General features: G+C 72.1%; 20 protein-coding genes. 7 read left to right on the top strand and 13 right to left on the bottom strand.

Features of this window, described 5'->3' with window-relative positions:
- The first annotated feature begins 44 nt into the window (after window positions 1-44).
- A complete protein-coding gene (locus ACFPCV_RS01910; RefSeq protein ID WP_378053779.1) occupies window positions 45-890 on the top strand; it encodes a hypothetical protein in 846 nt (281 codons plus the stop codon).
- Here ACFPCV_RS01910 and ACFPCV_RS01905 read toward each other — a convergent pair.
- A complete protein-coding gene (locus ACFPCV_RS01905; protein WP_378053777.1) occupies window positions 871-2,208 on the bottom strand; it encodes a serine/threonine-protein kinase in 1,338 nt (445 codons plus the stop codon). The two genes, ACFPCV_RS01910 and ACFPCV_RS01905, sit on opposite strands and share 20 nt — an antisense overlap.
- Window positions 2,209-2,412: 204 nt before the next feature.
- On the opposite strand from ACFPCV_RS01905, the gene ACFPCV_RS01900 reads away from it, so the two are divergent.
- Together ACFPCV_RS01900 and ACFPCV_RS01895 are read left to right on the top strand one after the other, a co-directional pair.
- Window positions 2,413-3,165, top strand: a complete 753-nt coding sequence (locus ACFPCV_RS01900) for an SAM-dependent methyltransferase (protein WP_378053775.1) — start codon at window positions 2,413-2,415, stop codon at window positions 3,163-3,165.
- Between the two features lie 97 nt (window positions 3,166-3,262).
- Entirely contained in the window at window positions 3,263-4,858 is a 1,596-nt protein-coding gene (locus ACFPCV_RS01895; protein WP_378053773.1) for an acyl-CoA synthetase, read from the top strand.
- On the opposite strand, the gene ACFPCV_RS01890 is transcribed toward ACFPCV_RS01895, so the two are convergent.
- A complete protein-coding gene (locus ACFPCV_RS01890; RefSeq protein WP_378053771.1) occupies window positions 4,842-6,716 on the bottom strand; it encodes an acyl-CoA dehydrogenase family protein in 1,875 nt (624 codons plus the stop codon). The two genes, ACFPCV_RS01895 and ACFPCV_RS01890, sit on opposite strands and share 17 nt — an antisense overlap.
- Window positions 6,717-6,812: 96 nt before the next feature.
- Between ACFPCV_RS01890 and ACFPCV_RS01885 the strand changes: the two genes are divergently transcribed.
- The gene (locus ACFPCV_RS01885) at window positions 6,813-7,601 is read left to right on the top strand and encodes an endo alpha-1,4 polygalactosaminidase (RefSeq protein WP_378053769.1); all 789 of its coding nucleotides are present in this window, start codon (window positions 6,813-6,815) and stop codon (window positions 7,599-7,601) included.
- Window positions 7,602-7,626: 25 nt separating this feature from the next.
- Here ACFPCV_RS01885 and ACFPCV_RS01880 read toward each other — a convergent pair whose 3' ends face one another.
- Window positions 7,627-8,478: a methyltransferase domain-containing protein gene (locus tag ACFPCV_RS01880; RefSeq protein ID WP_378053767.1), complete on the bottom strand. Its 852-nt coding sequence runs from the start codon at window positions 8,476-8,478 to the stop codon at window positions 7,627-7,629.
- Between the two features lie 220 nt (window positions 8,479-8,698).
- Here ACFPCV_RS01880 and ACFPCV_RS01875 point away from each other — a divergent pair, with 220 nt between their 5' ends.
- A complete protein-coding gene (locus tag ACFPCV_RS01875; RefSeq protein ID WP_378053765.1) occupies window positions 8,699-9,607 on the top strand; it encodes an EamA family transporter in 909 nt (302 codons plus the stop codon).
- A 3-nt stretch (window positions 9,608-9,610) separates the two neighbouring features.
- Here the strand turns inward: ACFPCV_RS01875 and ACFPCV_RS01870 are convergent, their stop codons facing one another.
- Window positions 9,611-10,045 (bottom strand): GNAT family N-acetyltransferase, encoded by a 435-nt coding sequence (locus ACFPCV_RS01870; protein WP_378053763.1) that lies wholly within the window; start codon window positions 10,043-10,045, stop codon window positions 9,611-9,613.
- A 472-nt stretch (window positions 10,046-10,517) separates the two neighbouring features.
- On the opposite strand from ACFPCV_RS01870, the gene ACFPCV_RS01865 reads away from it, so the two are divergent.
- Together ACFPCV_RS01865 and ACFPCV_RS01860 are read left to right on the top strand one after the other, a co-directional pair.
- Window positions 10,518-11,594, top strand: coding sequence for a GNAT family N-acetyltransferase (locus ACFPCV_RS01865; RefSeq protein WP_378053760.1), 1,077 nt, complete (start codon window positions 10,518-10,520; stop codon window positions 11,592-11,594).
- A complete protein-coding gene (locus ACFPCV_RS01860; protein WP_378055004.1) occupies window positions 11,594-12,808 on the top strand; it encodes an MFS transporter in 1,215 nt (404 codons plus the stop codon). The genes ACFPCV_RS01865 and ACFPCV_RS01860 overlap by 1 nt, the downstream gene beginning before the upstream one ends.
- On the opposite strand, the gene ACFPCV_RS01855 is transcribed toward ACFPCV_RS01860, so the two are convergent.
- The 9 genes from ACFPCV_RS01855 to ACFPCV_RS01815 are packed head-to-tail and all read right to left on the bottom strand — an operon-like array spanning window position 12,805 to window position 20,881.
- Window positions 12,805-13,743 carry a DMT family transporter gene (locus tag ACFPCV_RS01855; RefSeq protein ID WP_378053758.1) on the bottom strand — a complete coding sequence of 313 codons (939 nt, stop codon included), beginning with the start codon at window positions 13,741-13,743 and terminating at the stop codon, window positions 12,805-12,807. The genes ACFPCV_RS01860 and ACFPCV_RS01855 overlap by 4 nt on opposite strands.
- 30 nt (window positions 13,744-13,773) lie before the next feature.
- Window positions 13,774-14,814 (bottom strand): M20/M25/M40 family metallo-hydrolase, encoded by a 1,041-nt coding sequence (locus tag ACFPCV_RS01850; RefSeq protein ID WP_378053756.1) that lies wholly within the window; start codon window positions 14,812-14,814, stop codon window positions 13,774-13,776.
- On the bottom strand, window positions 14,798-15,706 hold the full coding sequence (locus ACFPCV_RS01845; RefSeq protein ID WP_378053754.1) for a [LysW]-aminoadipate kinase: 909 nt from the start codon (window positions 15,704-15,706) through the stop codon (window positions 14,798-14,800). The genes ACFPCV_RS01850 and ACFPCV_RS01845 overlap by 17 nt, the downstream gene beginning before the upstream one ends.
- Window positions 15,627-16,649 (bottom strand): N-acetyl-gamma-glutamyl-phosphate reductase, encoded by a 1,023-nt coding sequence (gene argC, locus ACFPCV_RS01840; protein ID WP_378053752.1) that lies wholly within the window; start codon window positions 16,647-16,649, stop codon window positions 15,627-15,629. The genes ACFPCV_RS01845 and argC overlap by 80 nt, the downstream gene beginning before the upstream one ends.
- A complete protein-coding gene (gene lysX / locus ACFPCV_RS01835; protein ID WP_378053750.1) occupies window positions 16,646-17,518 on the bottom strand; it encodes a lysine biosynthesis protein LysX in 873 nt (290 codons plus the stop codon). Before lysX ends, argC begins: the two co-directional genes overlap by 4 nt.
- 22 nt (window positions 17,519-17,540) lie before the next feature.
- Complete coding sequence (locus ACFPCV_RS01830; RefSeq protein ID WP_378053748.1) at window positions 17,541-17,717, bottom strand: lysine biosynthesis protein LysW; 177 nt, start codon at window positions 17,715-17,717, stop codon at window positions 17,541-17,543.
- A gap of 10 nt (window positions 17,718-17,727) precedes the next feature.
- A complete protein-coding gene (locus ACFPCV_RS01825) occupies window positions 17,728-18,684 on the bottom strand; it encodes a transketolase family protein (protein ID WP_378053746.1) in 957 nt (318 codons plus the stop codon).
- Window positions 18,681-19,526: a transketolase gene (locus ACFPCV_RS01820; protein ID WP_378053744.1), complete on the bottom strand. Its 846-nt coding sequence runs from the start codon at window positions 19,524-19,526 to the stop codon at window positions 18,681-18,683. The genes ACFPCV_RS01825 and ACFPCV_RS01820 overlap by 4 nt, the downstream gene beginning before the upstream one ends.
- Window positions 19,523-20,881 (bottom strand): DegT/DnrJ/EryC1/StrS family aminotransferase, encoded by a 1,359-nt coding sequence (locus ACFPCV_RS01815; RefSeq protein WP_378053742.1) that lies wholly within the window; start codon window positions 20,879-20,881, stop codon window positions 19,523-19,525. Before ACFPCV_RS01815 ends, ACFPCV_RS01820 begins: the two co-directional genes overlap by 4 nt.
- Between the last annotated feature and the right edge of the window lie 553 nt (window positions 20,882-21,434).

The following is a 21,434-nucleotide window of genomic DNA, read 5'->3' as shown; positions in this document are numbered from 1 at the left end:
GGTGGCCCTGGTCGATCATGTGGGTGGGTCGCTAACGTTGCGGCATGGTCGGACGGGTCTGGTCGTGGCTCCTCGAGTCGGCGCCGGTGCAGGACGCGGTACGGCGTGAGGTGGCGGCCGCGGTCGAGCTCGTCATGACCGACACCGAGGAAGCCCAGTCCCGGCAGCGGAAACGGCACCGCGACGCGCTCGGCCGCACCGACCGGGAGCTGACCGAGCTGCGGACGAAGGTCGCCGAGCTGACCGCGGCCAACGCGGACCTGTCCAGCGCGAACACGTCGCTGACCGGCGAGGTCGCCGAACTGACCGAGGCGGCGGAACGCGAGGTCGTCGAGCGCGAGCAGTTCGCGCAGCGGCTCCTGCGCGAACAGGAGAGCGCGGCGGAACGGCAGTGGCACGGCGCCACCACCGACGTGTTCTGCTGCCAGTCCTGCTGGGCGTTCTGGTTCCTGTCCACCGCGCCCGACCGGACCAGTTGCACGGTCCGCGGCCCGTTCGGCAGGCACGACGAGGCGTGCGGGGTCTGCGTGGAACCGCTGGTGGCGCTGCCCGCCGCCAAGAGCGTGGTGCTGCGCAAGGGCGCGGAGGACCGGATCTGCAGGCCCGCCGCCTCCGACGACGACGAGCCGCGTTCGGAGATCGCGGTGGCCAACGCGGAGCTGGCGGCCGTCGCCGACGGGCTGGGGCGGCTGCCGAAGGTACCGAGCCGCACCGCCGCCTGGATCGCCACCGGCCTGACGGGACTGCCGGACCTGCCCGCGAAGGTCCTCGGTGACATCGCTGGCCGCACCACGATGCCGGTGCCGATCGACGGGATCGTGGCGGGCATCCGTGCGTTCGTCGAGGTCGGTGCGCCGAAGAAGCCCTCGGTCACGGCTCCCGGCAGCTGACCGGCGGCACCTGCGGGTCGTCGCCGGAGCCGTTGAACCCGAACTCGGTCGAGCCGCCGGCGGGCACGGTGACGTTCCACTCCTCGTTGGCGACGACCACGTCGCCGCCGTCCCGGACGAGCCTGCCCGCCCACAGCTCGTCGATGTCCTCGCCGTCCGGCAGGGGCCAGCGGACCTCCCAGCCGGTCAGCGTCCGCTCGCCGTCGTTGCGGACGACCACACGCACCTGATAGCCGCCGGGCCACGCGTCGACCACCTCGTAGGCCGCGACACAGCCATCCTCGTCCGGCGGGGGCGTGGTGGTGGTCGTGGTGGTGCCGGTGGTGGTGGCCCCGGCCGCGTCGGTCGGGGCCTCGTCGGCGAGCAGCAGCCCCAGCACCACACCGCCGGCCACGAGCGCGGCGGCGCCGATCCCCGCGACCACACCCCGCCGCGACACCCGGCGCGGCGGCGGTGCCTGCAGCAGCAGCGTCGGGTTGTGCGGCGGTGGCACCGGTGCCGCCTGCCCCTCGGCGGCCGCCGTGAGCGCCTCGTGCGCGGCCCGCATCGTCGGGCGCTCGGCGGGGTCGCGGCGCAGCAGCCACAGCAGCAGGTCGGTCAGCGGTCCAGCCTTGCGCGGCGGGACCAGCGGGTCGCGGGCCACCTTGTGCAGCAACGCGATCGCGTTGTCCTCCACCCCGAACGGCGGGTCACCCTCGATCGCCGCGTACAGCGTGGCACCGAGGGAGAACACGTCGGACCGGGTATCCGCCTCCGCGCCGCCCGCGACCTCCGGCGCGAGGTAGGCGGGCGTGCCCGCGAGGATTCCGGTGGCGGTCACCGTCGCGAGCCCCGCCGCCCTGGACACCCCGAAGTCGGTGATCTTCGCGGTGCCGTCGGTGGTCAGCAGCACGTTGTCCGGCTTGACGTCCCGGTGCACCACCCCGTTGTCGTGCGCGGCGGCGAGTGCGGCGGCCACCTGCGCCCCGATCGCCGCGACCTCACCCGGCGGCAGCCCACCGCTTGTGGCCGCCACCTCGGCGAGGCTCTCCGACCTCAGGTACTCCATGACCAGGCACGGCCTGCCGCCGTGGGTGACGACGTCGTGCACCGCGATCGCGTTCGGGTGCCGCAGCCGCGCGGCGATCCGGCCCTCCCGCATGGCGCGCTGGGTGATGTCACCGGCGGCTTCCCCGGTGCCGTCGTCGGGTCGCAGCTCCTTGATCGCGACGTCCCGGTCGAGCCGCTCGTCCCTGGCCAGCCAGACGACGCCCATCGCCCCACGCCCGACGAGCGAGACGACGCGGTAGCGCCCGGCGACCACCTCACCCGCTTCCATCGCGCACACGCTAGCGCGACCGGGGTCGCCACGACACCGGCGGCGGGACACGCCGGACGAGCCCACCGGCCGGTAGGTGGCGCGTCACGGCTCGTGACATCGGGTGCCTGAGTTTCGCTTGACCGGGGCGAATACCGGGAACCCCCCTACCCCTTGTGTCCGACTATGAGGCTGGGACCGACGGCGTTGGGGAACGGGAGAGGCATGCACTGGTACGAGGACGAGGATCTGTGGATCGACTTCGCGTCGGTGATGTTCCCGGAGCTGGCGGGGCATACCACCGACGAGTCGGTCGCCGCGTCCCCGTTGTTGAAGGTCCGGCCTGGGATGCGGGTGCTCGACATCGCGTGCGGCCCCGCGGTGTACGTGGTGGCGCTCGCGCGGCGGGGGGCCGAGGTGACCGGGGTGGACCTGAGCCCCGCGATGCTGGCCAGGGCACGCGCCGAGTGCGACCGCGCGGGCGTGTCGGCCTGGTTCATCCGTGCCGACATGCGGGAGCACGTCGAACCCGGTGCCTACGACCTGGTGCTCAGCACACACACCTCGTTCGGCTACTTCAGCGGGCCGGGGGACAACCTCACGGTGCTGCGCAACGCGCACGCGAGCCTCGCCCCCGGTGGCACGCTGCTCGTCGACGTGCTCGGCAAGGAGGTCGTCGCCGGGCGGGTCGGCAGGCGCGGGGCCATCGACGTCGCCGAGGACGCGGGAGGTGGCACCGTGTTCACGCGTGACACGATCCTCGACGACTGGACCCGGCTGCGCACCGACTGGACCCTGGTCCGCGGTTCCGCGGCACGGCACGCGTCGATCGTGTGGTCCCTCTACAGCGCCGCCGAACTGCGCGGCCTGCTGGAGAGCGCCGGGTTCGTCGACGTCGAGTGCTTCGGCGGGTTCGACGCCAGCCCGTACGACAACCACGCCCGCAGACTGGTCGTGCGCGGCGTCCGGGGGGACTGAGGTCCCAGCCGCGCGTGTCGAGCGGGCCGTCGCCGCCGCCGACGCGGGCAGGGCTGGTTCGTCCGTCCGGCTGGAACGGCCGTGGCACACTCGCGCCATGGAGCAGATGTTCACCGCGGACACCGCCGCCGCGATCGCCCGCGCACGTCAGCACTCGGTCGGCGACCTGCTGCACCGCACCGCGCGCCGGGTGCCCGGCAAGACTGCGGTCGTCGCCGGGGACCTGCGGGTGACCTACGCGGAGTTCGACACCGCCGTGAACCGGGCGGCGAACGCGCTCGCCGCCCGCGGGCTCGGAAAGGGGGACCGGCTCGCGCTGCTGTCCCACAACTGCTGGCAGTACGCGGTCCTCGCGTACGCGACCGCCCGGCTCGGCGTCGTGCTGGTGCCGGTCAACTTCATGCTGACCGCGCAGGAGGTCGGCTACATCCTCGAACACTCCGGCGCGTCCGGGGTGGTCGCGGAGGACGCGCTCGTGCCGACCGCGCGGGACGCGCTCGGCGACCGGGACGTCGCCGTCCGCGCGGCGATCCCGCTCGGCGGCGCCACGCCGGAGGGCTGGGAGAACGTGGACGACTGGTGGCGCACCGGGCCCGCGACCGAGCCCGGCGTGCCGGTGGCCGACGACGACCCGCTGCGGCTGATGTACACCTCGGGCACCGAGTCACGCCCCAAGGGCGTGATGCTGTCCAGCCGGTCGCTGATCAGCCAGTACGTCAGCTGCGTCATCGACGGCGAGATGTCCGGCGACGACGTCGAGGTGCACGCCCTGCCGATGTACCACTGCGCACAGCTCGACTGCTTCTTCTCCGTCGATGTCTACCTCGGCGCGACCAGCGTCATCCTGCCCGGCCCCGACCCGGCGACCCTGCTGGCGACGATCGAGCGGGAGAAGGCGACGAAGCTGTTCTGCCCGCCGACGGTGTGGATCTCCCTGCTGCGCCACCCCGCGTTCGACACCACCGACCTGTCCAGCCTGCGCAAGGGTTACTACGGCGCGTCGCCGATGCCGGTCGAGGTGCTCAAGGAGCTGCGGGAGCGGCTGCCGGACGTGCGGCTGTGGAACTTCTACGGGCAGACGGAGATGGCGCCGCTCGCCACGATCCTGCGCCCGCACGAGCAGCTGTCGCGGGCGGGCAGCGCGGGCCGCGCGTCGGTGAACGTGGAGACGATGCTCGTCGACGACGCGGGCGAACCGGTGCCGCCCGGCGAGGTCGGCGAGATCGTGCACCGCAGCCCGCACGCGGCGCTCGGCTACTACAACGACGAGGAGAAGACCGCGGCGGCGTTCCTCGGCGGCTGGTTCCACTCCGGCGACCTCGGCGTGATGACCGAGGACGGCTACCTGTCGGTGGTGGACCGCAAGAAGGACATGATCAAGACCGGTGGCGAGAACGTGGCGAGCCGCGAGGTCGAGGAGGCCATCTACGAGCTGGACGGCGTCGCGGAGGTGGCCGTGTTCGGCATCAGCCACCCCCACTGGATCGAGGCCGTCGCCGCGGTCGTGGTCCCGAAACCGGGCGCGGCGCTGACCGGAGACGACGTGCGGGCGCACACCAGGGACCGCCTCGCGGGCTACAAGCAGCCAAAGTACGTGGTGATCGCCGAGGCGCTGCCGAAGAACCCGAGCGGCAAGATCCTCAAGCGCGAGCTGCGCAGTGCCCACGCGGACCTGGCTAGCCCAGCGGAGTGACCACGTACTGCTCCGGGATCGCGAACGCGTCCACCAGCGTGCGCGCGTGCGGGCGCAGTTCCCCGCAGAGGGCGTTGACCTCGGCCACCACCTTCTTCGCGACAGGTGGTGTGAGGCGGCCGTGTTCGAGGAACCACCCCCGGTCGGCCTCGATGTTCGACAGGACGTGGAGGTCGCACACCCGGTTCAGCAGCGCCTTCGCCCGCTCGTCCGCGCACCGGTCGATCGCGGCGACGAACGCGTCGAGCACCACGCGGTCGATGTGCGTGCGGCCCGCCAGCAGCACGTGGTCCTGCGCGTCGTTGAACACGTCGAACGGGTCGTGGTCCGAGGACGCGGCGGCGCGCAGCCTGCGTGCGAGCCCGGCCAGTACGTGCTGCTCGCGGTCGGCGAACAGCTCCTGCTGCCACGTCCGGTCGAACAGCTCGGGGCTGCCGAGCTTGCGGGCGGGCAGCCGTTCCAGCGCCGCGCCCATCAGCTGTTCGGCCACCAGCCTGGCGGTGGCGAGCGGGCTGAGGTCGGCGAAGTTGTCGCGGTAGTCGGTCAGCAGACCCTTCGCGACGAGCTGCAGCAGCACCGTGTTGTCACCCTCGAAGGTGGTGAACACGTCGGTGTCCGCCTTCAGGCCCGGCAGCAGGTTCTCCGCGAGGTAGCCCGCGCCGCCGCACGCCTCGCGCACGGTCTGGATGGTCGCCGTCGCGTGCCACGTCGCGACCGCCTTGACGCCCGCCGCGCGGGACTCGAGCAGCCGTTGCGCGCGGTCGTCCGGCTCCTGCGTGGTGTGCACCTCGTGCAGCATCGCGACCAGTTCCTCCTGGGCGAAGTGCAGCGCGTAGGTCGTCGCGAGCGCGGGCAGCAGCTTGCGCTGGTGGGCGAGGTAGTCCAGCAGCACGATCTCCTCGTCGCTGCCGGGCCGCGCGAACTGGCGGCGGGTCTCCGCGCGCCGGACGCCGATGGTCAGTGCCCGTTGCGTCGCGCTGCCCGCGCTGCCCGCCACGCTGACCCGGCCACGCACGAGCGCGCCGAGCATCGTGAAGAACCGGCGGCCGTCCGACTCGATGGGGCTCGAGTACGTGCCGTCCTCCGCCACGTCGGCGTACCGGTTCAGCAGCGCATCGCGGGGCACCCGCACGCCGGAGAACCACAGGCGCCCGTTGTCGACGCCGTTGAGCCCGGCCTTCGGGCCGCAGTCCTCGATGCGCACCCCGGGCACCGGCCTGCCCGCGTCGTCGCGGATCGGGACCAGGAACGCGTGCACACCGTAGGACCGGCCGCCGATGACCAGCTGCGCGAACACCACTGCCATCCGCCCGTCGCGGGCCGCGTTGCCGATGTAGTCCTTGCGGGCCTGGTCGTCCGGCGTGTCGATGACGAACCCGCCGTCGGTGAACGTGGCGGTGGTGCGCAGGTGCTGCACGTCCGAGCCGTGCCCGGACTCGGTCATCGCGAAGCACCCCGGCAGGTCGAGCGAGATGATGTCGCGCACGTACCGTTCGTGGTGGCGCCGCGTGCCGAGCATCTGGACCGCGCCACCGAACAGACCCCATTGGACACCGGCCTTGACCATCAGCGACAGGTCGCCGTAGCCGAGCAGCTGGAACGACACCACCGAGCCGCCGACATCGCCGTCGCCGCCGTGCTCGCGGTCGAAGCCGAGCTTGGGGTGCCCGGAGGCGACCAGCTCACGCAGCTGCTCGAACACCTGCGCGCGGTGCGTCTCGCGGTCGAGGTCGTAGGAGTCGGCGAGCTTGGTCTCGGTCATCCGGTCCCGCAGCCGTCCGCGCAGCTCGGCCCACCGTCCATCGAGGACGGCCGTGAGCGCGCCGGCATCCACCTGTTCGGTCATGGGACCATCCATACCCCGGATCCGCTCCGGGCACACTTCCAGCGCCACCGGTTCGCCTGCCGACGGTGGGCGTGGTGAGCAGCCTCCCGCTATCGTGGCGGCACGATGATGTCGGCCGTCGCTCATCTCCTCTCCGCGGTCGCGCTGCTCGGTGCCTGCACGGCGGCGCCGGGCGAGGAGGAGGCCATCCCGCTGCCGCCGCCGCACGCAGCGTGGGACTACCAGATCGGCGGCGCCTACGACCCGCCGGACGGCGTCGAGGTGGTCGGCCGCGACCACGGTGACGACCCCGCGGCCGGGCTCTACAACATCTGTTACGTCAACGCGTTCCAGGCGCAGCCCGGCGCGGAGGACGAGTGGGGCGACCTGCTGCTCCGCGACGCCGACGGCGACGTCGTGTACGACGAGGACTGGGGTGAGGCCGTGCTCGACACGAGCACCGGGGCCAGGCGCGCCGGCATCGCCGCCAAGGTGAACGCGTGGGTCGACGAGTGCGCCGACAAGGGTTTCCAGGCCGTCGAACCGGACAACTACGACTCGTTCACCCGAGTGCCGGACGAGTTGCTGAGCGCGGGGGACAACCAGGCGCTCATCCGCCTGCTCTCCGCGCACGCCCACAATCGGGGTCTCGCGATCGCGCAGAAGAACACGGCGGAGCTGGCCGGTGCGCGCGAGACGAACGGGCTGGACTTCGCGGTCGTCGAGGAATGCGGCCACCACGACGGCGAATGCGGGCGCTACACCGAGGCGTTCGGCGACCACGTCGTGATCGTCGAGTACACGACGGACGGCCTGGACCGCGCCTGTGCGGGCTGGGCGGACGAGCTGAGCATCGTGCTGCGCGACGTCGACGTCTCCGCACCGGACGACGAGGGCTACGTGTACGGCACCTGCTGACGCCCGCCGCCGCGCGGTCAGCGGGCTACGCGCCGCCGCGTGCGGTGAGCAGGAACGCGGGCGCGGACCAGTAGTGGTACACCGGCTCGAGCATCACCTCGTCGTAGCCGCACGACCTGACCTGTTCGGCCCACGCCGTCGCGGGTTGCTCCCACGTGCTGCGGTGCGCGCCGGGTTCGAGCTGGCCCGTGAGCACCGGCATCAGAAACCCCTGTGCCACCAGGTCCCGGTCGCTCTCGTACTCGGCGAGGCCCTGCTCGTAGGTGTCGGCGAGGAACGTCAGGTGCGCCGCACTGCCGACCGGGTGGCCGGGCACGTCGAACTCCGCGAGCACGAGCCGGGACACGTGCCCGTGCAACGTGGTCAGCACGGCCGACCGTTCCCCGTGCGGCAGCGCGTGCAGCGCGAAGGTCGACTCGGCGAGGTCGAACCGGTCCGTGACGGACTCGGCGAACGTGGCCACGTCGGTGTTGTGCGCGGTGACCGGCACCCGGTCCAGCGCGGCCACCGCCGCGTCCAGCAGCGCCCGCGACGGCTCGACCAGCGTCACCGCCGGGGTGCGGCCCGCGATCGCGGGCACCAGCGCCTGCCCGTCGCCGCAGCCGATGTCGAGCAGCGTGGTGACGTCGTGGCGGTCGTACAGCTCGGCGAGCGCGGTGCTCACCGCCTCGTACAGCCCGACGTTGCCGCCGCCGCGGATGAACGCCGTGAACGCGGCGGGCCGGTCGTACACCTCGCCGTCGCCCGCACCCGCCAGGTAGGTGCCGAGTGCGGCGTTGAGCAGCGGCCGCGTCACCCCGCTCGCGAGCGCCTCCCGCGCTCCTGGCAGGTCTCCTCCGGTCAGCGCGCGCAGTGCCGCGACTTCGTTGTCTCCCATCCGGCCGACCCTATGTCGCTCGCTCCCCGGCGTGCTCGGCCGGGAGGGGTGTCCCGGCTCGCGTGTCGGTGACCGCTGTCGGCGACAGCGGAACCGGCGCAGGTCCACGGGTGTGTGAGAGTGCCGCGAGTACGGGGGAGCGGCCGCGTCCTCGCCGCCGTGTTCCAGGATCTGGGAATGGGTGCGACGGCTGTCGGGGGTGTCACGGAGGATGCGGCCCATGACCACGATGCATGTCGACCGGGTGGGGCCCGGCCGGGTGCCACGCGACGGGCTGGTCGCGTTCGCCGGGCGGGCGATCGGGGCGGTGCCGCCGCCCGCGCAGGTGCTGGCCGGGATCCTCAGCGTGCAGGTCGGCGCCGCGCTCGCCAAGCAGCTGTTCGGCACGGTGGGCAGCGCGGGGACCGTCGCGGTGCGGCTGTTCTTCGCCGCGGTGGTGCTGCTCGTGGTCTGGCGGCCGACGTTCCGGATCGGCCGCCCCGCGTGGACCGTGGTCATCGGGTACGGGCTGGTGCTCGGCGCCATGAACCTGTGCTTCTACCTCGCACTGGCGAAGATCCCGCTCGGCATCGTCGTCACCATCGAGTTCCTCGGCCCGCTGGCCGTGGCGCTCGCCGGGTCACGCCGCTGGCTGGACGGCCTGTGGGCCCTGCTCGCCGCGGGCGGGGTGGTGCTGCTGGCGGAGGGCCGGGGCGACCTGCCCATGGCAGGCATCCTGTTCGCGCTCGGCGCGGCCGTCTGCTGGGGAAGCTACATCCTGCTCAGCGCGGCGCTCGGCAAGCACAGCGACGACGGCGGCGGGCTCGCGCTCGGCATGGCACTCGCCGCGCTCGTCGTCGCACCGGTCGGCATCGCCGACAGCGGCACCGCGCTGCTCGAACCGTGGGTGCTCGCAGTCGGGCTCGGGGTCGCGCTGCTGTCCTCGGTCATCCCGTACTCGCTGGAACTCGAGGCGCTGCGCCGGATCCCGCCCCGCGTGTTCGGGGTCCTGATGAGCTTGGAGCCCGCCGTCGCCGCCATGGTCGGTCTCGTCGTGCTCGGCGAGATCCTCGGCCCCGTCCAGTGGGTGGCGGTGCTCCTCGTGGTGGCCGCCTCGGCAGGCGCGACCAGGAGCACCACCGCCACCTGACGGTCAGACCTCGTCACCGTGGCGGTCGGCCATCTGGCCCTTGCGCTCCAGGTACGTCCCGTCCGGCTCGGCGAAACCGAACGGCCGGTACAGGTCGTGCGCGTCGAGGGTGTGGAGCATCCACCGGAAGGACGGCCCCGGCCCCTCCTCGATCATCGCGTGCACCAGCGCCTTGCCGACGCCGTGCCCGCGTGCCTCCTCGACCACGAAAACGTCCGCGAGGTAGGCCTGCGCCTCCCCGTCGGACACCGCTCGCGCGTACCCGACCATCGCGCCGTCGGCCTTGCGGTACGCGCCGACCACCCGCCACGCACCCACCAGCTGCCGCTCGACCCTGGCCCGGTCGCGGAACCGTCCCCAGTAGGCCTTCGTGGACAGGAACTCCCACAGGACGTCCCGGTCCACCCGGTCGCGGTCATCGTCGATCTCGAACTCCACGCGCGCAATCTAGACGATTGATTCCGTGAAGATCACGTGAAGTGGCTTGGCGTACGGACCCGTCATCAGGGCCATGCCGTGAAAGGCGTGTTCACGGCCTAACGAGTGCCGTCAATGGGCCATTCAGGGCGCCCAGCGCCCTGAACGCGCCTTTCAGGGCACTACCACGCCGTCCACGCGCCATTCACGGCACCAGCCCGGGCGCTCCGCGCCCCGGGCCCGCGCAGCGGGGCCTCTGCCCGCGCAACCCCGACGGTGGCGCAAGCCAGACCCGAACCCAACCGCAGCCAGCACACCCGACCGAAACCGACGCGACCAGCACACGACGACCGACCGCTCACTCACACCGACTTCACGGAATCAATCATCTAGGTCGCCGGCCGCGGGTGCTCAAGTGGGATTCGGGTCCCGGGTTACCGGGCGTCCTTACGTTCGGAGTGGTTTGTCAGCCCGGCGCGAGTGGGGGTGCGGTGTGACGGTCACCGACACAGGACGGGTCGATCCGGCGTACGACTGGACGGTGTCCGACCGGGTGCCCGATCAGGTGGCGGCCAGCTGCCTGTACGACTCGGCGGGCTGGCTGCGCGGGTGGGAGCGGATCGGCATCGAGCAGCGCACCCGGCACGCCTACGTGTGCGCCGACGGCGACGGCGGCGCCGACGTGCTCCCGCTGTACGAGACCACGATGTCCCCCTTCTGGCACGGCTACGAGCTGCAGTGCGACCTCTCCGGCCGGTTCGGCAACCCGATCGTCTTCGCGGGCTCCCCCTACTCGATGTACGGCAAGCGCGGACCGGTCACCGAGCCGCTGGTGCACGGCGCTTACACGACCGCCATGGACTGGATCCGCGGTGGCACAGCCGAGGTGCTCGTCGTCCCCAACCTCACCTCCGAGGGCGTGGACAGCTGGCTCGACGCGGTCGGCCCGCCCGCCGGGACCGTCCATCTGGAACGGACCTACGCGATCGACGTCGCGGGCACCTTCACCGACCACCTGTACCGGATCGACAACAAGATCCGCCGCGACGTCGAGCGGCGGCTGCGGCGTGGCGAGGAACGCGGCCTGCGGGTCCGGATGGTCGATGGCGACGAGGCGCACGCGCTGGTGCCCGCCGCGTTCCCGCTTACCGTCGACACCAGCGACAAGAACTCCTGGCCCGCGCTGTTCGACGAGGCGGCACTGCACGGCATGCTCGACGTCCCCGGCGCGCTGCTGTCAGCCGCGACGGTCGGGGACCGGCTCGTCGGCGTGTTCTTCGGCTTCCGCCGCGGCGACGAGGTCACGTTCATGTGCGGCGGCGTCGACTACCACAGCCTCCGCGAGTACAGCACCTACATCGCGCTGATGTACCGGTCCACCCAGTGGGCGTACGAGAACGGCATGCGCCGCATCGAGTGGGGCCGCGACAACTACCGGTTCAAGGAACGGCACGGGCTGGCCGCGACCGAGCTGTGGGCGCTGGTGTACGCGCCGAACGCGGGCGCGGAACTGGCGCTCGCGCTGCGCGGCATGCACGCCACGCTGCACGCCTACATCGAGGGCGCGTGATGGGTGCGGGCGGGCGCAGGGCACTCCTGCTGCTCGTCGCGGTCATCAGCGTCAACGCGTCCTACACGGTGCTGATCCCGTTCGTGCCGGACCTGGAGGAGCGGGTCGGCGCGGGCCCGGTGACGATCGCGCTGGTGTTCGCGCTGTTCGCCGCGGCCAAAGCACTGTTCCAGCCGGTCGGCGGATGGTGGGTGGACCGTTGGCGGCCACGCGCGGTGGCGTGTGTGGCACTGAACATCGCCGCGGTCGGGATCGTGCTCACGGCGTTCGCGACGGACTCGGTGACGCTGCTGATCGGGCGGTTCGTGTGGGGCATCGGCGAGGGCCTCGTGACACCCGCCCTGTACGCGGGCATGTCGGCGCTGTGCAAGCGGTACGACATCGCGGCGGGCCGCATGATGGGCAACTTCGGGTCGGCGGCGGTGGCCGGTTTCCTGCTCGGGCCGCTGATCGCCGGGGTGGCGGCACCGTTCGGGCTGGAGGCGCTGTTCCTCGCGGGCGCGGTGGTCACGTCGGCGACCGCGTTCGGCCTGCTGCGCGCGATCCCGGACGCCGAGGTTGAGGAGCCGGCCGAGTCGAGCGCCACGTCGACGACCGCGAAGCGCTGGTGGGTGTGGGTGCTGGTGCTCGGGGTGCTCGACCTGTTCACTCACCTCGTGTACACGGCGCTGGAACCACTGCTGCCGCTGTACCTGAGCGGCGCGGCCGAGGGCTCGGCACGCGGCGCGATCTCGGTGGTGTTCGTGGTCGGCCTCGCGACGTCGGCGGTCAGCATGTGGGCACTCGGCAGGTACACCGAGCGGTTCGGCCTGGTCCCGATGATCGGCACGGGCCTTGCCATCCTCGGCGTCGGCCTGGCGACGATGGCGGTGAGCGCGTCGGTGGTCCCGGTCGCGGCGGCGTTCCTGGTGGTGATGGTGGGTTACGCGATCCTGTTCCTCACCGCACGGCGCGGCATCGTGGAGCTGAAGTCGGCCGCGGGCAGCCAGGGCACGGCGTTCGGGTTGTTCGGGCTGGTGTCCGACATCGGCAACGTGCTGGGCCCGGTCGCGGGTGTGGTGCTGTACGAGCTGACCGGCCGCACGTCGTTCATCCTGCTTGGCGCGCTGAGCGGGTTGCTGGTGGTCGTGCTGGCTTCGCAGGCTTCCCGGTGGCGCAGGCACTTCCCGGCCACGGCCCCGGCGGCCCCGGCACGCGAGCCGGTCGCCGCTTAGCACTGGGGCGGGGCGTCCGCGGGGCGCGCCTGCCCGGGTGACCGGCGGCGGGGGACGAGTGCTCTCGACACCCGGTTGTCCTGCGAGAGCAGTAGTCCCACCAGTACGACAAGGCCACCCACCAGAGTCGTCATGGTCAGTGGCTCGCCCAGCAGTGTGACGCCGCCCGTGACGCTGACCACCGGGTACAGGTTCAGCAGCAGCCCCGCCTGTGGGCCGGGGACCCGCGAAAGCCCGTAGTTCCACAGCAGCATCCCGACCAGGTTCGGGCCGAGGCCGTACAGGAACAGCACCACCCACCCGGTCGTGCCCAGCGACGTGGAAAGCATGCCCGGCAGGCAGATCGCGAGCAGGGGCACCGTGCCGATCCACATGGTGACCGCGCTGACCCGCAGCGCGCCGTACCGTCGCACCAGTGGGCCGACCGCCACCGAGTACGCGCCCCACATGAACGCGCCCAGCAGCACCAGTGCCGCCCCGCCGAACATCGACGTCGACACGGTCAGGCCGTTGCCGACGCTCAGCGTCACCACTCCGGTGAACGCGACCGCCAGGCCCCACGCCAGGGGTGCGGTGAGCCGCTGGCGCAGCACCACCACCGAAAGCAGGGCGATCCACAGCGGTTCGGTCGACAGCAGGATGCCCGCGAACCCGGCGTGCACGTCGCGGATGCCGAGTGTCATCGGCACGTTGTAGCCGACCACCCCGATGATCCCGCACGCCGCCAGCAGGCCCAGCGTCCCGCGGTTCCACCGCACGTCACCGAGCCGCAGCCACGGCAGCACCGGCAGGTAGCACAGCGAGCACAGCAGGAACCGGATGCCGAGCACCCCGAGGGGGTCGGCGGTCAGCACGAGATACCTGGTCGCCACCGGTGCCAGCCCCCACAGGACGACCGCCACCAGGATGGCGACGAACGCGGCACGGGACGGCACCGGCCAAGCTTACTCAGCGCAGCGACCTCGTTACCGCCGCAGCTCGCCGGCCAGGTGGTTCAGCGCGTCCCGCAGCACGTCGATCGCGGTGGCGTACTCGCTCATCGCGATGTGCTCGTCGTCGGTGTGGTCGAGGGCGGAGTCGCCGGGGCCGTACACGGCCATCGGCACCTGCCAGCGCGGTTCGACGATGTTCAGGTCCGCGGTGCCGGTCTTGAGCTTGAGCGTCGGCCGGGCACCACGGGCCCGGATGCCGGCACAGAGGGCACGCACGACGGTGCTCCGGTGGTCGACCCGCACGCCGGGGGTGCGGTCGTCGACCTTCAGCACGCCGTCGCGGGTGACGCCGGACAGGTAGTCCTCGAACGCGGGCTGGTCGAAACCCGGCGGGGTGCGCACCGAGATCACCAGCCGCGCCGCCGAGATGTCGCCGGACAGCTCGTTGAGTGTCGCGATGGGCCGGTCGAACGCCTTCTCGCTCGTCGTGACCGACGCGCAGTAGTCCACCACGTCCTGCCAGAACGCGACCGCGGCCTCGCTCGCCTTCTCCTCCGGGCTGGCGGTGTGCACCCATGGCCGGGACACGTCGTACCGCAACATGGTCCGGCCCTTGTAGCCGATGCCGACCCCCGCCCAGCCGTTCGGCTCGCCGACGAACCCGGCCGCCGGCCGGAAGCACTCCGCGAGGTGCGTCGCGCCCTTGCCGTAGGTCTCCTCCTCGACCACCCCGGCGACCACGTACTGCACCCCGTCGACGGAGGCGTCGGCCGCCGCGCAGATCATCGTGGCGAGCGGGCCCTTCGCGTCGACCGTGCCGCGCCCGTACAGCAGGTCGCCGTCGCGGCGCGGTGCCGGCCCACCCGGCACGGTGTCCATGTGCCCGGTCAGCAGGATCATCGGCGCGGCCGGATCGCCCCGGCGGCCGATCGCGTTGCCCGCCTCGTCGAGGTGGGTGTCGAACCCCCACGCCCGCATCTCCTCGACCAGGAACCGCGCCAGCGCGTCCTCGTCGCCGGACACCGACGGGATGCCGACCATGCTGGTCAGCAGGTCCTCAGCTCGCCTGGGCATACGTCTCCTCGACGAACCTGGTTCCGGCACCGGCACACGCCGCGAGCACGGGGGAGGCCACCCGCCCGTCGGCGAGGACGACGTTGCGCACCCCGTCCCGGTGCGCTTCGGCGGCGGCACGCACCTTCACCTTCATCCGCCCGTCGGCCACCGCGAGACAGGCGTCGAGCGCGTCGGCGGGCACCTCGGGCACGAGGCTCGCCGGGTTGTGCCGGTCGGCCAGCAGGCCGGGCACGTCCGACAGCACGACCAGCCAGTCCGCCGACAGCGCGACCGCGAGTGCCGCGGCGAACCGGTCGGCGTCCACGTTCAGCGTCTCGCCGCCGGTGCCGAGCGCGGGCGGCGAGACGACGGGGGTGAACCCGCCGCCGAGCAACGTGCCGAGCAGTGCCGGGTCGACGGCCGCGATCCGGCCGGACAGGTCGTCGCGCACCACCACCTCGACCCCGTCGACCGTGGCCCGCGCCGGTCTGTTGCGGGTCGCGGTGACCAGCCCGCCGTCCACACCGGACAGGCCGACGGCGCGGACGCCGAGGTTGTGCAGCGCCACCACGAGGTCCGGCTTGACCCGGCCGAGGATCCCGAGCCGCAGCACGTCGAGCGCGGCGGCGTCGGTGTACCGGCTGCGGCGGCCGCCGCGTCCTGTGAGGTAGCGGGGCGGGCGCCCGAGCTCGGTGCCGAGCCGATCGGCCGCGGCGCCGCCGCCGTGCACGACCACGACCTCGGCGCCGCGGCCGACCAGCGTGGCGAGGTCGCCGCACGCGCCGGTGATGTCCGTGTCGAGCGACCCGCCGAGCTTGACGACGTAGCGGTCAGACCGGGTGGAGCCCGATGAAGTCGAGCCCGGTGGTCTCGTCCCACCCGGCCGCGATGTTGAGGCACTGGACGGCATTTCCCGCACCTCCCTTGACGAGGTTGTCGATCGCGGCCACCACGACGAGGTGCTCGCCGCCTTCGTCCAGCGAGAGGCCGATGTCGCAGAAGTTGGTGCCGGACAACAGCTTCGGTTCCGGCATGCGGTGCAGCGCGGACCGCTCCCGAACCAGCCGCACGAACGGCTCGTGCCGGTAGGCGTCGCGGTAGATGGCCCAGACGTCCCGCTCGGTCAGCTGGCCGGGCAGCATGACGTGGCAGACGACCTGCACGCCGCGCACCGCCTCGACCGCGGTCACCGACATGTACACCGGCACCCCGCACGCCTGGATGATCTCCGCCATGTGCCGGTGCCCGTGCGGTTTCGCCATCCGCAGCACGCCGCTGCGCTCAGGGTGGTGGCTGCCCTCGTCCGGCACGCGGCCCGCACCGGACGAGCCGGTGCGCGCGTCGACCAGCGCGGTGCCGGTGACCAGGCCCGCCGCCGCGAGTGGGTGCAGCGCGAGGATCGCCGCGTTCGCCATGCAGCCCGCGACCGCGATGTGCGTCGCGCCGCACAGGTCCTCGCGGTTGAGCTCGGGAATGCCCGCGCGGAACTTCGCGAGCCACTCCGGGTCGGGCACCCCGCCCGGGTAGTACCGCTCCCGCAGGCCGGTGTCGTGGATGCGGTGGTCCGCGCTGAGGTCGACCACCCTCGGCGCGAGCGCGGCCCAGCGGTCGATCTCCTTCATCGCCGCGCCGTGCGGCACGGCGAGGAACACGACGTCGCTCTCGCCGACCTCGGTGTCCGGGGTGAACGAGAGGTTCGTGCGGCCGCGCAGGTTCGGGTGCGCGGCCCGCAGTGGCCTGCCGGCGTACTTGTTCGACGTCACGTACGTCAGGTCGAGTTCGGGGTGGCCGAGCAGCAGCCGCACCAGCTCGCCGCCGATGTAGCCGCTGCCGCCGACAACGGTCGCTCTCATGCTGCCTCCGCCAGTTCGACCGGGCTGTTGCGGTCGACGTGCTCGACGACCAGGTCGGCGATGTCCACGTCCGCGACCGCCGCGAGGCCGTGGAACTCCATGGTGTGGTTGACCTCGGTGACGAGCAGTTCGCCGCCCGCGCGTTCGATCAGGTCCACGGCGAGGATGCCGCCACCCACCGCGGCGGCGGCACGCAGCGCGAGCGAGGCCAGCTCGTCGGTCACGGTGCACACGGCCGTGGTCGCGCCGCGTGCGGTGTTGGTGATCCAGTGGTCCGACCGCCGGTACACCGCGGCGACCACCTCGTCGCCGATGACGATCACGCGGATGTCCCGGTCCGGTTTGTCCACGTACTCCTGGACGTAGTAGACGTTGTGGATCGGTGCCTTGAGCGACTGCTTGTGCTCGATCAGCGTCTCCGCCGCGTCCCGGTCGTTCACCTTGGACAGCAGCCGCCCCCACGACCCGACCGCAGGCTTGAGCACCGCCGGGTAGCCGACCGCCTCGATCGCCTCGAGCGCGGCGTCCGGGGTCACCGCGAGCACCGTCTCGGGGTGGGGGAGACCGGCGCGCACGAGCGCGAGCGAGGTCAGGATCTTGTCGCCGCAGGTGTCCACCACCGCGCTCGGGTTGAACACCCGGTGCCCGGTCGCCTCGAAGATCCTGGTGGCGTAGACGCTGCGGGTGTGGGACATGATCCGGTTCAGCACACCCCGGAAACGCACCTGGCCGGGGGAGCCGATGCGGTGGACCAGCGTGCGGTCGTCCACCTGTGCGTACGCGAGCCCGCGCCGCTCGAGGGCGGCGAAGATCAGCCGCTCCTCGAGCCGCGTGCGGGTCGTCAGGACCGCGAGGGTCACGGGATCCATCGGTTCGCTCCGCAGATCTCGCCTACTCCCCGAAGTCTTCCTCGATGTCCGGTGCCAGCGCGTACTCGACCGGGTCGACGCCGATGACCTCGAGCTCGGCCTGGCAGCCTGGGCACTCGACGATCGACGTGACCCGGACGTCGCCGTCGGCGGGGACGGCCTCCGTGCAGTCCGGGCAGGTGCTCACCGCGGTTGTCATGGTTCCTCCTTCAATCCCAAATGGACGTACACAGTGGACCTAGGGTCAGTGCGGCCGACACCACGTGTGCCGTTGACACACCGGCAGCGGCGAGCTGTTCTGCGTGGGTGCCGGGGCGGGCGCAGAAGGTGTCCGCGATGCCGACCCTGCACACCCGCGTCGGGCGGTGCTGCGCGAGCGCCTCGGCGACCGCGCCGCCGAGCCCGCCGAGCACGGAGTGGTCCTCCACGGTCACCACACCCGCCGTCTGCTCCGCCGCCGCGACCAGCGCGGGCACGTCGAGCGGCTTGATCGTGTGCACGTTCAGCACCCGCGCGCCGATGCCGAGCGCGGCGAGCTCGTCGGCCGCGTCGAGTGCGAACCGCACCGGCAGCGCGCCGGAGGCGACGATCGTGACGTCGTCACCGGACCGCAGGGGCACGGCCGCGCCGATGGTGGTCTCGTGCTGCTCGTCGCCGTACACCGGCGGGATGGCGTCGCGGCCCAGGCGCAGGTACACCGGGCCGGGCAGGTAGGCCGCCGCGGCGACGAGCCGGGCCGTCTCACCAGGGTCCGCGGGCGCCAGCACGGTCAGGCCCGGCAGTGCGCGCATCGCCGCGACGTCGGACTGCGCGTGGTGCGTCGGGCCGTAGTGGGCGGCCGAGAAACCGGCGTGCGTGGCCGCGATCCGCACCGGCAGCCCGTGGTAGGCGATGTCCAGCTTCACCTGTTCCAGCGCCCGCGCGGACGCGAATGCCGCCATCGTGTTCACGAACGGCAGCAGCCCGGTGCTCGCCAGCGCCGCCGCGACCGTCATGAGGTTCGCCTCCGCGATCCCGACGTCGACGTACTGGTTCGGCAGCTCGGCCTGGAACTGCTTCTCCAGGCCGCCCATGTCCGAGTCGAGGCACCAGATCCTGGTGTCGGTGCGGGCGAGGTCCAGCAGCGTGGCCCGGTAGGCCGCGCGGTCGGACAACGCCACCGTCATGCCACCGCTCGCAGCGCCGTGACCGCACGTTCGTACGCCTCCGGCCCGAGCTTCGCGAAGTGACTCTGCTTGCGGTGCTGCAGGTGCCGCACCCCGCGCCCCTTCACCGTGTCCGCGATCAGCACCCCCGGGTTGCCCGCCGACGGTGGCGTGCGCAGCGCGGGCACCAGCTGCCCGAAGTCGTGACCATCCACCTCGGACGTCTGCCACCCGAACGCGCGCCACTTGTCCGCGAGCGGCTCGAGACGCATCCGGTCCTCTGTGGACCCGCTGATCTGCAGCCGGTTCCGGTCGACGATCGCGGTCAGGTTGTCCAGCTCGAAGTGCGCGGCGGCCATCGCGGCCTCCCACACCGAACCCTCCTGGAGTTCGCCGTCGCCGAGGAGCACGAACACCCTGGTGTCGCGGCCCGCGCGCTTCGCGGCGAGCGCGAGCCCCAGGCCGAGCGCCAGCCCGTGCCCGAGCGAGCCGGTGGCGAACTCCACGCCCGGCACCGCGGGTGTCGGGTGCGCCATCAGCCGCCCGTCCGACCGGCCGTAGGTCGCCAGTTCCGCCACCGGGAAGAACCCGCACTCGGCGAGCGTCGCGTACAGGGCCGCCGACGCGTGGCCCTTGCTGAGGATGAAGTGGTCGCGGTCCGGCCAGTCCGGCTCCTCCGGCCGCACCCGCAGCACCTGGCGGTACAGCGCCACGAGGATGTCCACAGCGGACAGCGCGCCGCCGACGTGGGTGCCGACGGCCCCCGCGCCGATCGCGAGCACGTGCTCCCGGACCGCCAGCGCGGTCCGGTGTAAGCCCACCACGTCGTCGACCGGTGTCCCGGTCAGTGCCTCGACACTCATGCTGCCTGCGCCTCCTGGAGCCGGGGTCCGTTCGGGACCGCGTGCCACGGTGGTTGGTAGGGCATGGCGCGGGCGAACCGGGCGACGCGGTCCAGGTTGTCCCACACGCGTTCGAACGCGGTCGCGTACTCGGCGAGCGCTGGTCCGGCGTCGGGGTTGAGGTGCATACGGCGCAGGCACAGCGAGTCCTCGATGACCTCGCACGTGACCGGGTAGTCGGCGAGGTCGTAGCGCTGCGGGTTGGTGCCGGGCAGCGACCACGGAAGACCGTTGCCGTAGGCGTTCTGCTCCTGGAACACGGGCTGCCCCGGCAGCGGGATGATCTGGTAGTGCGTGAGCGGCACCCCTTCGGCGAGCAGCGCACGGCGCAGCGCGGCGCGGAACCGGCCGGGGGTGACACCGGCCAGCCCGGCCGCCACCGGGTCGAACCGGAACCGCAGCATGTGCCACATGTGGGTGCGGTCGTCCGGCACGGTCGGCACCACGATCCCCGGCAACTGCGCGAGCCGGTCGACGAACACCGGCGTGTTGGCGTCCCGCTTGTGCTGGTAGTCCCAGAAACGCGCGAGCTGTGAGCGGGTGAACGCGGCGAGCACCGACGACAGCTTCAGGTTCGAGCCGCGGGTGGCCGACACGTACAGCCGCTCCTCGGTCGACAGGTCCTCCCCGAGAATGCGCAGACTCCGGATGCGCTCGGCGACGTCCTCCCGGTCGGTGACGACGAGCCCGCCCTCACCACAGGTGGGGATGCTCTTCTCGACGTTCAGGCTGAACACGGCCGCGTCGCCGATCGAGCCACAGGTGCGGCCGCGGTAGGTGCCGCCCTGGGCCTGCACCGCGTCCTCGACCACCAGCAGGTCGTACTTCCGTGCCAGGGCGAGGATCTCGTCCATCTCGGCGGGCAGCCCCCCGAGGTGCACCGGCACGATCGCCCGCGTCCGGTTGGTGATCTTCTCCTCGATCTGCGACACGTCGATGTTGAACGTCACCGGGTCGATGTCCACGAACACCGGCACCGCGAGCGAGTACAGCGGCGCCATCGCGGTGGCCACGTAGCTCAGCGCGGGCACGATGACCTCGTCACCAGGCTCCAGCCCCAGCGCGGCCAGCGCCAACTCCAGCGCGACCGTGCCGCTGTTCACCGAAACGGCGTGGCGGGTGTCGCAGAACTCGGCCCATTCCCGCTCCAGACCGTGGATCTCGGCCTCGTTCTTCGCGCCGACGGTGAACTTGCGGCTGTCGAGCACCCGCCCGACCGCCTCCCGGTCGGCGTCGGTCACCACCGGCCACTCGAGCCTGCGGTACTCCGCCCGCACCGCGGGCTTCCCGCCGAACATCGCCAGATCCGCCTTCATGACACTCCCTCACCACCACACCACGAGCCCCATGTCGAGTTCAAACGTAGGAACCCGGCCTCTCATCGCGGTTTCCTCGCGCTCGCACTGGTGGGTTCCTGGTGATCTCGCGGTTCCAGCCGGGCGCCAGTGCCGGATGACCGGGCTGTTCTTCGTGGGTGACTGTCCACAAGGGAGTTGTTCCGCTGTCCGGTTCGTCGGTGGGCGCGGCTGGGCTGGATTCGGGGGCCGGAGGCCGCACCTGGGGTGGTTCGCCCGGGTAGAGGATGCCCACCGCCACCACCGAACCTTTGGGGTGGCCGGTTCGATTGGGGTGCGTTGGATGCGGATGGTTCTGCCTTTCGGGCCGCCCCGCTGCGCGGGCTTTCGCCCGGCGGGCGCCGCGCTGCGGGCCGTTGGATGATCAACGGCGCTTTGGGACATCGGACATGTCGTGAGCGCAGCGCCCTCAAGGTGCTGCGAAGGCGCGTCGACGGCATCCGCCACGCCCTGAACGCGCCTTCCACGGCGGCGCACCTCGCGGGTCGCGCCGGGCGCTGCGCCGCCCGGCGTC

The sequence above is a fragment of the Actinophytocola glycyrrhizae genome (genome assembly GCF_042653545.1).
GTDB classification, from domain to species: domain Bacteria; phylum Actinomycetota; class Actinomycetes; order Mycobacteriales; family Pseudonocardiaceae; genus Actinophytocola; species Actinophytocola glycyrrhizae.
This window is presented reverse-complemented; position numbering and strand designations above follow the sequence as displayed.